This is a genomic window from Nocardioides marmotae (assembly GCF_013177455.1).
GTDB lineage: Bacteria > Actinomycetota > Actinomycetes > Propionibacteriales > Nocardioidaceae > Nocardioides > Nocardioides marmotae.
Genome location: NZ_CP053660.1, coordinates 4,379,779 through 4,391,338, shown reverse-complemented (window position 1 = coordinate 4,391,338; position 11,560 = coordinate 4,379,779). Strand labels below are relative to the sequence as shown.

The following is an 11,560-nucleotide window of genomic DNA, read 5'->3' as shown; positions in this document are numbered from 1 at the left end:
AAGCCGTCATCCACAGGCCCGTAGGCTGGTCGAGGCGGGACCTCCCCGGGGCCTCCCGCCGGTTTGACCCCGGGATTCCGCAGCGCGTACCGTTGGCCGGTCCCCGGTATCGACCGGTGCCGCACGTCCACGGGAGCCATCCGACTCGCGTGGGTGGGCGGTGCCAGCCGAAAGGTGTCACGGATCTCGTGACGAGCACTGCCGATCCGCCCGGGGTCGATGCCCCTGAACCACCACCCGAAGGAAGAACCCGTGAGCAAGCGTACGTACCAGCCGAACAACCGTCGCCGCCACAAGGTGCACGGTTTCCGCCTGCGCATGCGCACCCGCGCCGGCCGCGCCATCCTCTCCTCGCGTCGCCGCAAGGGTCGCAAGAGCCTGGCCGTCTGACGGTCCGCCGCGCCGCCGCTCAGCTCGACCCCGCTGTGCTCCCACCGGCCCACCGGTTGGTCGACGCGGATTCGTTCCGTCTCGCCACCCGCGCCGGGGAGCGAGCGGGGTCGCGCACGCTGGTGGTCCACCTGTGGATCCCCGACGACGTCGACCGCCCGCCTCGTGTGGGCTTCGTCGTGAGCAAGGCGGTCGGTGACGCCGTCACCCGCAATCGCGTGAAGCGCCGTCTGCGACACCTCGCCCGGGAGCACGTCTCGTCGCTCCCGGGCTCTGCTGTGCTCGTGGTCCGTGCTCTCCCGGCCGCGGCCGAGGCGTCGTACGACGCCCTGGGCGAGGACCTGGCCCGCGGTCTCGCCCGGGTGCGCGGCCGTCTCGACGCGGGGCGTCCTGACCCGGTGCTTCCTCACCCGGTCTCGGGGTGAGAGCGGCATGAAGTACGTCCTGATCGCGCTCCTACGGGCCTACCGGGCGCTCATCAGCCCGCTCTACGGCCAGGTGTGCCGCTACCACCCCTCGTGCTCGGCGTACGCCCTCGAGGCGGTGACCCAGCACGGCAGCCTCCGCGGCAGCTGGCTCGCGGTGCGCCGGCTGGCCCGGTGCCACCCGTGGGCCGCCGGCGGCTACGACCCGGTCCCCCCTCGTCCCGCCCGTGCGCGCACGGGTACCCCGACCTCTCAGCAAGGAGCCTGATCGGTGGGCATCATCGGCGACATCTTCGGCTTCATCGCCACTCCCCTGTACTACGCCATCTCGGCGGTGCTGATCGCGTGGCACAAGCTGCTCTCCGCGATCGGGCTCGACCCGAACGGCGGCGCGGTCTGGATCCTCTCGATCGTCGGGCTGACGCTGGTGATCCGGGCGGCGCTGATCCCGCTGTTCGTCAAGCAGATCAAGTCCAGCCGGAACATGCAGCTCATCCAGCCCAAGGTCAAGGAGCTGCAGAAGAAGTACGGCCACGACCGGGAGCGTCTCGCCCAGGAGACGATGAAGCTCTACAAGGAGTCGGGCACCAACCCGTTCGCCTCGTGCCTGCCGATCCTGCTCCAGATGCCGATCTTCTTCACGCTGTTCCACCTGCTCAACGAGGCGGCGAAGGACGGCACCCCGCACGGCCTGCTGACCGAGGATCTCGCTCAGAACTTCGGCCAGTCCGAGCTGTTCGGCACCCTGCCGATCTCCAACACGTTCATCAACTCCGGCGGGCACGTCGGTGTGATGGTCCTCGCGGCCATCCTGGTCGTGGCGATGACGGCCACCACGTTCCTCACCCAGCGCCAGCTGATGAGCAAGAACATGCCGGCGGACGCCCTCAGCGGGCCGTACGCCCAGCAGCAGAAGCTGCTCCTGTACGTGCTGCCCGTCGTCTTCGCCGTCGGTGGCATCGCGTTCCCGATCGGCGTGCTGTTCTACTGGACCACCTCGAACCTGTGGACCATGGGCCAGCAGTTCTACGTGATCCGGAACAACCCTGCTCCGGGCACGCCGGCCTTCGCGGCCAAGCAGGAGCGGGACAAGGCGCGTGCGGAGCGCAAGGGTGGGACCGTGGAGACCACGGTCGTCGAGGCCGACCCCGAGCCGACCACCGAGCGCCGGCCCACGCAGCGCCAGCAGCCCCGCAAGCAGACCCGACAGCAACGCAGGTCCTCCGGTGGGCAGGGTCCCGCACGAGGCAAGACCGAAGGTGGGAAGCAGAAGTGAGCCAGGAGACGACCGAGCCGACCGAGCCGACCGAGGTGACCGAAGCCGCGGCCGAGGTCGCCGACGCGCCCGCCGCTGACGAGGCCCCTGCCCCCCTTTCGCGGGTGGAGCAGCTGGAGGCCGAGGGCGACATCGCCGCGGACTACCTCGAGGAGCTGCTCGACATCGCCGACCTCGACGGCGACCTGGACATCGACGTCGAGGGCGACCGCGCCGCCGTGTCGATCGTGGGCGCCGACCTGGCCCAGCTGGTGGGCCGCGACGGTGAGGTGCTGGACGCCCTGCAGGAGCTCACCCGCCTCGCGGTCTACCGCGAGACCGGCGAGCGCTCCCGCCTGATGCTGGACATCTCCGGCTTCCGCGCCCAGAAGCGCGAGCAGCTGGTCGCCCTCGCTGCCGAGACGGTCGCGCGGGTCAAGGAGTCCGGCGCGCCGGTCTCCCTCGACCCGATGTCGCCCTTCGAGCGCAAGGTCGTCCACGACGCCGTCGCCGCTGCGGGCCTGGTCTCGGAGTCCGAGGGCGTCGAGCCCCGGCGCCACGTCGTCGTCCTGCCCGAGTGAGGTCGGGTCCCCGGTCGTGACCGACGATGTTTCACGTGAAACCAGCACACCCTCCGTGCCGCCTGCGGCCCGGAGGGTGTTCGCTTCCGACCGCCTCCCCCTCGCCGAGCGGTACGCCGAGCTCCTCGCGACCGACGGCGTGGTGCGGGGCCTGATCGGACCGCGCGAGGCCCCGCGGCTCTGGGACCGACACGTGCTGAACTGCGCGGTCCTCGGCGAGTGGATCGACGAGGGCGTCGAGGTCTGTGACATCGGCTCCGGCGCCGGTCTCCCGGGGATCGTCCTGGCCATCGCGCGACCGGACCTGTGCGTGACCCTGGTCGAGCCGCTGCTCCGTCGGACCACCTTCCTCACCGAGGTGGTCGAGGAGCTCGGCCTGGACACGGTCACCGTCGTCCGCGGCCGCGCGGACTCCCTGCACGGTGAGCGCCGGTTCGACGTGGTGACCTCCCGCGCCGTCGCTCCTCTGGGCCGGCTCCTGGAGTGGTCCATGCCGCTGGTCGCGCCCGAGGGTGCGCTGGTGGCGATGAAGGGGTCCTCTGTCGTGGAGGAGATCGCCGAGGCGCGTCCGGTGCTGGAGGCGCTCGGCTGCGCGGAGCCGGTCATCCGTGAGCTGGGCACCGGTGTGCTGGAGGAGACGACGGGTGCCGTGCGAGTTTCCTGGGCCGATCCGGCGGCGGTATCTTGGCCCCCGGCCGCACGCTCCAACCGCGGCTCGGGTGCGCCGGCGGCGCGGTCAGCGAAGGCTCGCCGACGTGGTCGGCCGCGCCCCGCGCGGTAGCACGCAGGATCACCGGTCCGCAGAGTTATCCACCGATCCAGAGCCCCCGCTGAGCGTGACTGTCCACAGATTCACCTAGTTTCTCCACAGGAGCCGCAGTGCCGGACCAGCCCCATGTTTCACGTGAAACCAGCAGCACCGGTGGCTTCACCGTGCGGACGGCGGCGGACCTCGCGTCGTACTCCACGGGCTTCGAGGACGACCAGACGCCGCTTGCCAAGGCCGCCCAGCACAGCATCCTGGCTCGACAGGGTGCTCAGGGCCGGCCGGCGGTCCCCCGCCCCGCGGCCACCCGCATCTTCGTGGTCGCCAACCAGAAGGGCGGCGTCGGCAAGACCACCTCGACGGTGAACGTCGCCGCTGCGCTGGCGCAGCTCGGCCAGCGGGTGCTGGTCATCGACCTCGACCCCCAGGGCAACGCCTCGACCGCGCTCGGCATCGAGCACCGCCGCGGCACCCCGTCGACGTACGACGCGCTCGTCGACGGCGTCCCCCTCGAGGAGGTCGTCGCCGTGAGCGAGGACCTGCCGAACCTGTTCGTCGTGCCCGCGACGATCGACCTGGCGGGCGCGGAGATCGAGCTGGTCAGCGTGGTCGCCCGGGAGAACCGCCTGAAGAAGGCGATCACGGGTCATCCCCTGGTCGGGAGCGCTGAGGACATCGGTGAGGACCGGTTCGACTACGTGATCGTGGACTGCCCGCCCTCCCTGGGCCTGCTCACGCTGAACGCGCTGGTCGCCGGCGACGAGATGCTCATCCCGATCCAGGCGGAGTACTACGCGCTGGAGGGCCTGGGCCAGTTGCTCGAGACCGTCGAGATGGTCAAGGCGCACCTCAACCCGGGCCTGGACGTGTCCACGATCCTGATCACGATGTACGACGCCCGCACCCGGCTCGCCGCCGGCGTCGCGGAGGAGGTCCGGGAGCACTTCGGTCCGCAGGTGCTGCGCACCGCGATCCCCCGCTCGGTGCGGGTCTCCGAGGCGCCGTCCTACGGACAGACGGTGATGACCTACGACCCCGGCTCCCCCGGGGCCCTGAGCTACCTCGAGGCCGCACGGGAGATCGCGACCAAGGGCCGCGCCACCACCGGGGCGTCGGCATGACCGCCAAGCCGGCCGCCCGGCGCGGCCTCGGCCGCGGCCTCGGCTCGCTGATCCCCACCGGCCCGCCGCCTGCGGATCCCGCGGACAGCACCACGGAGGACGCCACGCAGGACAGCACGGACGGCGCCGGCGCCTCCGGTGCCGCCCGGGCCGGCGCCGCGCGCGCTGGTGACGCAGGAGCGTCCGGGGCCGTGAGCGTCGCGCCGTCGGTGGACGGCGAGCCACTGGCGCCGGTCGCCGGGGCGTACTTCGCCGAGATCCCGGTCGGGCAGGTCGTGCCCAACCGCGCCCAGCCGCGCCAGGTCTTCGACGAGGACGCGATGGCCGAGCTCGTGCACTCGATCCGCGAGGTCGGGCTGCTCCAGCCGGTCGTCGTGCGGCGCACGGGCCCGGAGGCCTACGAGCTGGTCATGGGCGAGCGCCGCTGGCGGGCCTCACGGGAGGCCGGTCTCGAGCGGATCCCCGCGATCGTGCGGGAGACCGACGACACGGACCTGCTCCGGGACGCGCTCCTGGAGAACCTGCACCGCTCCGACCTGAACCCGCTCGAGGAGGCCGCGGCCTACGCGCAGCTCCTGGAGGACTTCGGCTGCACCCACGAGGAGCTCGCCCAGCGCATCGGGCGTTCTCGTCCGCAGATCAGCAACACCCTGCGGCTGCTGAAGCTGAGCCCTGCGGTCCAGCGGCGGGTCGCCGCCGGCGTGCTCTCCGCGGGGCACGCCCGCTCCCTGCTCGCCGTGGACGACGCCGGCCTCCAGGACCGGCTCGCCCAGCGCGTCGTCGCGGAGGGCATCAGCGTTCGCGGCCTGGAGGAGATCGTCGCCGTCGGCGAGACGGGCTCGGCCAAGCGGCCTGCTCGCGCCTCGCGGGCGACCACCGCCGACGTGGACGACCTGGTGGACCGGCTGGCGGACCGCCTGGAGACGCGGGTCAAGATCGACGTGGGACGGACCAAGGGCAAGATCACCGTGGAGTTCGCCTCCGTCGAGGATCTCCGCCGGATCGCCGACATCATGGACCCCCGGAACCGCAACGACCGGGTGATCTAACGACTTGTCGCTTTGTCGACAAATCGCTTCAGCGCTGAATCCACGTCGCGATCGGCGCCGCGAGGGTGTGCCGGGGCCCCGGGTGCGCGGCTGAGCGCCACCACGCACCCGGGGGAGCGAGCCGGAGGCTCAGCCCTGGCGCTTGGCCGCGCGGCGTGCGGCGCGGTCCCGCTTCTCCTCGGCGTCGAGGCGCTCGGCCTCCTCGGGCGTCGGGGCGGAGCCGCCGAGACGCGCGGGCAGCCACCAGGAGCCCGGAGCCTGCTCCTCGGCCGGGTAGGCGGCGATGGTCTCGTCGAGCAGGCTCGTCAGGGCCGCTCGCAGCTCGGCGGTCTCCGCGACCGGGTCCACGCCGGTCGGGTGGAGCGGCTCCCCGACCCGGATGCCGATGGTGGTGCCGCGGGAGAAGTCCCGGGGGTGGTCCTTGGTGAAGATCCGCTGCGTGCCCCAGAGGGTCACGGGGAGGAGGGGGACGCCGGCGGCCGCGGCGATGCGCACCGCACCGGTCTTGAGCTCCTTGATCTCGAAGGACCGGGAGATCGTCGCCTCGGGGAAGATCCCGACGGCCTCACCGCCGCGCAGGTCCTCCACGGCGGCGTGGAAGGAGGCCAGGCCCTCGCCGCGGTCGACCGGGATGTGGCGCATGGAGCGCATCACCGGTCCGCCGACGGCGTGGTCGAAGACCTCCTTCTTGGCCATGAAGCGCACCAGGCGGCCCGATGGGTTCGCCGCGAGGCCGCCGTAGATGAAGTCCAGGTAGCCGATGTGGTTGAAGGCCAGCAGCACGCCGCCCTCACGCGGGACGTGCTCGGTGCCGCTCATCTGGAAGTGCTGTCCGAGGAGGCGGAACGCGGTCTTGGCCGTCCAGATGATCGGGGGGTAGCTGATGTCGCGCATGCGGTGAGCGTAGGACCCGCGCGGCGGCGTCCGCGCAGGGGTCGTCAGCGGCGCAGGGCGAGGAAGTCGGCGATCCGGCCGATCGCCTCCTCCAGCACGTCCACCGCGGGCAGGGTGACGAGCCGGAAGTGGTCGGGGTCGGGCCAGTTGAACCCGGTGCCGTGGGTGACCAGGAGCTTCTTGGCGCGCAGCAGCTCGATGACGAACTCCTCGTCGTCGGCGATCGGGTAGACCTCGGGGTCCAGCCGCGGGAAGCAGTACAGCGCGCCGCGGGGCTTGACGCTGGAGACCCCGGGGATCTCGTTGAGGAGGCGGTGGGCGAGCATCGCCTGCTCGTAGTAGCGGCCACCGGGGCCGATCAGCTCCTCGACCGACTGGTAGCCGCCGAGCGCGGTCTGGATCGCGTGCTGCGCCGGCACGTTCGCGCACATGCGCATGTTGGCGATGAGCGTCAGGCCCTCGATGAAGTCGGTGGCGAGCTCCTTGGGGCCCGAGATCATCACCCAGCCGGCGCGGTAGCCGCAGACGCGGTAGGCCTTGGAGAGACCGCTGAAGGTCAGGCAGAGCACGTCGCTGCCGGCGTACGTCGCCGCGTGGTGGTGGACGGCGTCCTCGAAGAGGATCTTCTCGTAGATCTCGTCGGCCATCACCACGAGGTCGTGGCGACGCGCGATGTCGATGAGCCCCTTGACCGTCTCCTCGCTGTAGACGGCGCCGGTGGGGTTGTTGGGGTTGATGATCACCAGGGCGTGGGTGTTCTCGGTGATCTTGGCCTCGATGTCGGCGAGGTCGGGGTTCCAGTCGTCGTCCTCGTCGCAGCGGTAGTGCACCGCGGTCCCGCCGGCCAGGGTGACCGCGCCGGTCCACAGGGGGTAGTCCGGGGCGGGGACGAGGATCTCGTTGCCGTCGTCGACGAAGGCCTGGAGCACCATCGAGATGAGCTCGGAGACGCCGTTGCCGATGAAGACGTCGTCGACGCGGACGTCGCGCAGACCGCGGGACTGGTAGTAGTTCATCACCGCCGTGCGGGCCTCGTAGATGCCGCGGGAGTCGGCGTACCCCTGGGAGTCGGGGAGGTGGTGCACCATGTCGGCGATGATCGCCTCGGGCGCCTCGAAGCCGAACGGCGCGGTGTTGCCGATGTTCAGCTTGAGGATCCGGTGGCCCTCGCTCTCGAGGCGCTGGGCCTCGACCAGGATCGGACCACGGACGTCGTAGCGGACGTTGCGGAGCTTGCGGCTCTGGCGGATCTGGCGCACGGCGCCCATCCTGGCAGGCACGTGCCTAGCATGGTCGACCAGGAGGTGCCCCCCGTGTCACGCAAGGTCGTCCGGCTCACCCTCGACCACCTCGAGGCGCTGCCCGGTCCGTGCCGGGACTGCCTGTTCTGGGAGCTGGACCCGGTCACCCGACGCCGGGTCGACGACGCGCCGGCCGAGAAGCGCGCCTGGCTCTCGGAGGTGCTGCGCGAGTGGGGCTCCTGCGGCCAGGTGGTCCTCGTCGACGGCGAGCCCGTCGGCCACGTCCTCTACGTGCCGCCCGCCTACGCGCCCGGGGCGGCCGGCATCCCCACGGCCCCGGTCAGCGCCGACGCGGTGCTGCTGACGTCGCTGCACGTCGACCCGCGCCACACCGGCGGCGGGCTGGGCCGGATGCTCGTCCAGGGCATGGCCCGCGACCTGGTGCTCCGCGGCGGCATCCGCGCGGTCGAGGCGTTCGGGACGACCCTGCCGCACGCGGTCGCGCCGTGCCTGGTGCCGACGGGGTTCCTCTCCGCCGTGGGCTTCGGGACCCAGCGCAGCCACCTGACCAACCCGCGCATGCGGATGGAGCTGCGCTCGGCGCTGACCTGGAAGGACGAGGTCGAGGCGGCCTTGGAGCGGCTGCTCGGCGCGGTCCGCCCGGCCCCGAAAGCGGTACGGCCCCCGACCTCGTCCCGAGGGACGGTGTCGAGGGCCGCGAGGACCGGGCCGGTCAGGCGCTGATGAACTCCGAGAGCTCGTTGAGCAGCGTCGCCTTCGGGCGGGCGCCGACGATCGTCTTGACGACCTCGCCGCCCTGGTAGACGTTGATCGTCGGGATGCCGGTGACCCGGTAGGACGACGGGGTGACCGGGTTCTCGTCGACGTTCATCTTCAAGAAGGTGATCTTGTCGCCGTGCGAGCCGGCGATCTCGTCGAGGATCGGGGCGACCTGGCGGCACGGGCCGCACCACTCCGCCCAGAAGTCCACGAGGACGGGCTTGTCGGACTTGAGGACCTGCGCCTCGAACTCGGCGTCGGTCACGGCTGCGATGTTGCCCACGTGAGGGTTCCTTCCCTGGAGTGCGGAGTCATGCGGGGGTCGTGCTGCGGTGCGGTGCTGCTGGGTGCCGCTAGGTGCTGCGGGGTCTGCGCTCGGTGAACACCCCGTCGGGGGCGGTTGTTCCCCCGGCCGGGCCGTGGGGGAGCGGGTCAGGCGCCGGCGGTCTGCACGGTCTCGGCGGCGACCTCGGCGTCGACGCGCGCCTGCGCGTCGGCGGGGGTCTCGGAGACCGTGTCGAGGGCGGCGAGGAAGCGCTCGGCGTCCAGCGCGGCGGCGCAGCCGGTGCCGGCAGCGGTGATCGCCTGCCGGTAGTGGTGGTCGACCAGGTCGCCCGCGGCGAAGACGCCCGGGAGGTTGGTGCCGGTCGAGGGGTGCTCGACGACGACGTACCCGTTGGGATCGAGGTCGACCTGGCCGCGCAGCAGCTCCGAGCGCGGGTCGTGGCCGATGGCGATGAACAGGCCGGTCGCGTCCATCCGCCGGGTCTCCCCGGTGACGGTGTCCTTGAGGGTGAGGCCCTCGAGCCGGTCCTCGCCGTGGATCTCCTCCACGACGGTGTTCCACTCGATCTCGAGCTTGGGATCGGCGAAGGCGCGGTCCTGCATGATCTTGGAGGCGCGCAGCTCGTCGCGGCGCACGATGAGGGAGACCTTCGAGCCGAAGCGGGTCAGGAACGTCGCCTCCTCGATGGCGGAGTCGCCGCCGCCGACCACGGCGATGTGCTGCTCGCGGAAGAAGAAGCCGTCGCAGGTGGCGCACCAGGACACGCCGCGGCCCGAGAGGGCGTCCTCGCGGGGCAGGCCGAGCTTCCGGTAGCCCGACCCCGTTGCCAGGATGACCGCGCGGGCGGTGTGGGTGCCGGTGGCGGTCTTGACGACCTTCACGTCGCCGGTGAGGTCGACCTCGACGACGTCGTCGGGGACCAGCTCGGCGCCGAACCGCTCGGCCTGGGCGCGCATCTCGTCCATGAGCGCCGGGCCCATGATGCCGTCACGGAAACCGGGGAAGTTCTCGACCTCGGTGGTGTTCATCAGCGCGCCGCCGGCGGTCACCGAACCCTCGAACACGAGGGGCTGGAGGTTGGCACGCGCGGCGTAGACCGCCGCGGTGTACCCGGACGGCCCGGAGCCGATGATGATGACCTGACGGGGTGCGGTGTCGGGCATGGACGTCGACGTCTCCTCGGTGCGGTGGCTACCGGCGGCGAGCCCGCCGGTCGTGCATGGGGTCCAACCGATCGTAGGTGAGGAATGTTCCGCGGCTCAGCCCGCGGGGAGCGTGGTCGAGCGCAGGATCACGCCGGTGCCGCACTGGAGCAGGTCCGCGACCTGGCTGTCGCCGGCGGGCGCGCGGAAGACCAGCACGTGCGGCTCGCCGTCGTAGCGCACCGGGACGGCGACGCCGGGGCCCCAGTCGGCCGGGGTGCACTCGAAGAGCCGGCCGCCCGCCTGGGACCCGCCCGCCTTCGACCCGGCGCCCCCGGAGCGGCGGTCGCGGGCCGCCAGCTCGCCGGACGAGCGGCGCTCCCCGGCATCGTCGACGACCTGGCGGGCGCGCAGCGCGTCGGTGGCGAAGTGGTCGGCGCGCACGCGTACGGGCGCACGGTCGGCCGCGAAGGCCTGCAGGGAGTCCGTGGTCAGGGAGGTGCCGTCGTCCGCGTCCGCCCCGCCGTCGGTGCTGCCCTGCGGGGAGGGGGCGCGCTCGTCCTCTGCGCTCGACGCGGACGCCGGCTCGTCGCGCCCGGCGCTGGTGTCCGCGGCGGTGCTGGCGTCGGTGCCGCTCGAGCCGGGCACGACCTGTGCGAGCCCGAGGCCGGCGACCGTCACGACGGCGGCCGCGGCGAGCAGGCCGGCGGCGCGGCGGCGGCGACGCCGCTCGAGCTCGGTGACCGAGGAGGGCACGTCCGTGCCCTCGGCGAGCTGCGCGAGCACCCGGTCGAGCCGCGCGGCGACGTCGACGGGCACCGGCTCGACGTGCCGGGCGTCGGTGAGGCGGCGGCGCACCTCCTCCTCGCGGGGGTCCGGTGCCGGGTCGCGTCCGGTGAGCGACGGGCTCATGGTGCACCTCCTTCGTGCGTCTCGTGCGGCGTGGGGACGGCCGAGGATCCTGTCAGGCCGACCGGTCCTCCGACGGACGGGGCGGCCCCCGGGTTCCGCGCAGGTGACCCCGGCCGCACCGGACGCTCGATCTCGAGGAGGTCGGCGAGGCGGGCCCGGCCGCGCGAGCAGCGGGACTTCACCGTCCCCACCGCGCAGTCCAGGATCGCGGCCGCCTCCGCCACCGGGTAGCCCTCCATGTCGACCAGGACGAGCGCGGCGCGCTGCTCGAGGGGGAGCGTGGACAGTGCCGCCAGGATCGCCCGCCGGCGCTCGCCGCGCACGCTGACCTCGGCCGGGTCCTCGGTCTCCGGCGCCGCCGACGAGCGCGCTCCGCGGTCGCCGTACTCCTCCAGGTCGTCGGGGAGGACCTCGGTGCGCCGGACGCGGGAGGAGCGCAGCCGGTCCAGGCAGGCGTTGACGACCACCCGGTGCAGCCAGGTGGTCACCGCGGCGTCCCCGCGGAACGACGCCGCCCGGCGGTACGCCGCCACGAGACCGTCCTGGAGGCCGTCGGCGGCGTCCTCGCGGTTGCCGGTGGTGCGCAGCGCCACGGCCCACAGCCGGTCGCGGTGCCGGGCGACGAGCACGCCGAAGGCCTCGGAGTCCCCGGCGACGTGCGCGGCGAGGAGCTCGGGATCGGTGCGCGCGTCGGCGCTCACCTCGGTGCTCACGGGGC

General features: G+C 72.5%; 15 protein-coding genes. 9 read left to right on the top strand and 6 right to left on the bottom strand.

The features are described 5' to 3' along the window. The first annotated feature begins 252 nt into the window (after window positions 1–252). From rpmH to HPC71_RS20795, 8 genes are all read left to right on the top strand, one after another. Complete coding sequence (gene rpmH / locus HPC71_RS20830; RefSeq protein ID WP_011758123.1) at window positions 253–390, top strand: 50S ribosomal protein L34; 138 nt, start codon at window positions 253–255, stop codon at window positions 388–390. 35 nt (window positions 391–425) lie between these two features. Next, window positions 426–815, top strand: coding sequence for a ribonuclease P protein component (gene rnpA, locus HPC71_RS20825; protein ID WP_171897150.1), 390 nt, complete (start codon window positions 426–428; stop codon window positions 813–815). A gap of 7 nt (window positions 816–822) precedes the next feature. Continuing rightward, the gene (gene yidD, locus HPC71_RS20820) at window positions 823–1,083 is read left to right on the top strand and encodes a membrane protein insertion efficiency factor YidD (RefSeq protein WP_154612360.1); all 261 of its coding nucleotides are present in this window, start codon (window positions 823–825) and stop codon (window positions 1,081–1,083) included. 3 nt (window positions 1,084–1,086) lie between these two features. Further along, a complete protein-coding gene (gene yidC, locus HPC71_RS20815) occupies window positions 1,087–2,091 on the top strand; it encodes a membrane protein insertase YidC (protein WP_171897149.1) in 1,005 nt (334 codons plus the stop codon). Then, window positions 2,088–2,651 carry a Jag family protein gene (locus tag HPC71_RS20810; RefSeq protein WP_394370159.1) on the top strand — a complete coding sequence of 188 codons (564 nt, stop codon included), beginning with the start codon at window positions 2,088–2,090 and terminating at the stop codon, window positions 2,649–2,651. The genes yidC and HPC71_RS20810 overlap by 4 nt, the downstream gene beginning before the upstream one ends. Window positions 2,652–2,727: 76 nt before the next feature. After that, window positions 2,728–3,432 (top strand): 16S rRNA (guanine(527)-N(7))-methyltransferase RsmG, encoded by a 705-nt coding sequence (gene rsmG, locus HPC71_RS20805; RefSeq protein WP_321207487.1) that lies wholly within the window; start codon window positions 2,728–2,730, stop codon window positions 3,430–3,432. Window positions 3,433–3,584: 152 nt separating this feature from the next. Next, on the top strand, window positions 3,585–4,538 hold the full coding sequence (locus HPC71_RS20800) for a ParA family protein (RefSeq protein WP_171897145.1): 954 nt from the start codon (window positions 3,585–3,587) through the stop codon (window positions 4,536–4,538). Continuing rightward, window positions 4,535–5,587, top strand: coding sequence for a ParB/RepB/Spo0J family partition protein (locus tag HPC71_RS20795; protein WP_154616045.1), 1,053 nt, complete (start codon window positions 4,535–4,537; stop codon window positions 5,585–5,587). The genes HPC71_RS20800 and HPC71_RS20795 overlap by 4 nt, the downstream gene beginning before the upstream one ends. 129 nt (window positions 5,588–5,716) lie before the next feature. Here HPC71_RS20795 and HPC71_RS20790 read toward each other — a convergent pair whose 3' ends face one another. Together HPC71_RS20790 and HPC71_RS20785 are read right to left on the bottom strand one after the other, a co-directional pair. Beyond that, window positions 5,717–6,481 (bottom strand): lysophospholipid acyltransferase family protein, encoded by a 765-nt coding sequence (locus HPC71_RS20790; RefSeq protein WP_154616047.1) that lies wholly within the window; start codon window positions 6,479–6,481, stop codon window positions 5,717–5,719. A 44-nt stretch (window positions 6,482–6,525) separates the two neighbouring features. Beyond that, on the bottom strand, window positions 6,526–7,740 hold the full coding sequence (locus tag HPC71_RS20785) for a pyridoxal phosphate-dependent aminotransferase (protein ID WP_171897144.1): 1,215 nt from the start codon (window positions 7,738–7,740) through the stop codon (window positions 6,526–6,528). Window positions 7,741–7,794: 54 nt separating this feature from the next. Here HPC71_RS20785 and HPC71_RS20780 point away from each other — a divergent pair, with 54 nt between their 5' ends. Further along, on the top strand, window positions 7,795–8,466 hold the full coding sequence (locus HPC71_RS20780; RefSeq protein WP_171897143.1) for a GNAT family N-acetyltransferase: 672 nt from the start codon (window positions 7,795–7,797) through the stop codon (window positions 8,464–8,466). Here the strand turns inward: HPC71_RS20780 and trxA are convergent. The 4 genes from trxA to sigM all read right to left on the bottom strand — a co-directional run bounded on the left by trxA (window position 8,456) and on the right by sigM (window position 11,555). Beyond that, entirely contained in the window at window positions 8,456–8,785 is a 330-nt protein-coding gene (trxA, locus tag HPC71_RS20775; RefSeq protein ID WP_284438246.1) for a thioredoxin, read from the bottom strand. The two genes, HPC71_RS20780 and trxA, sit on opposite strands and share 11 nt — an antisense overlap. Before the next feature lie 149 nt (window positions 8,786–8,934). Beyond that, window positions 8,935–10,023: a thioredoxin-disulfide reductase gene (trxB, locus tag HPC71_RS20770; protein WP_284438261.1), complete on the bottom strand. Its 1,089-nt coding sequence runs from the start codon at window positions 10,021–10,023 to the stop codon at window positions 8,935–8,937. 24 nt (window positions 10,024–10,047) lie between these two features. Continuing rightward, window positions 10,048–10,842, bottom strand: coding sequence for a hypothetical protein (locus tag HPC71_RS20765; protein WP_154612365.1), 795 nt, complete (start codon window positions 10,840–10,842; stop codon window positions 10,048–10,050). Then, window positions 10,839–11,555, bottom strand: a complete 717-nt coding sequence (gene sigM / locus HPC71_RS20760) for an RNA polymerase sigma factor SigM (RefSeq protein ID WP_171897141.1) — start codon at window positions 11,553–11,555, stop codon at window positions 10,839–10,841. Before sigM ends, HPC71_RS20765 begins: the two co-directional genes overlap by 4 nt. Window positions 11,556–11,560 lie beyond the last annotated feature (5 nt).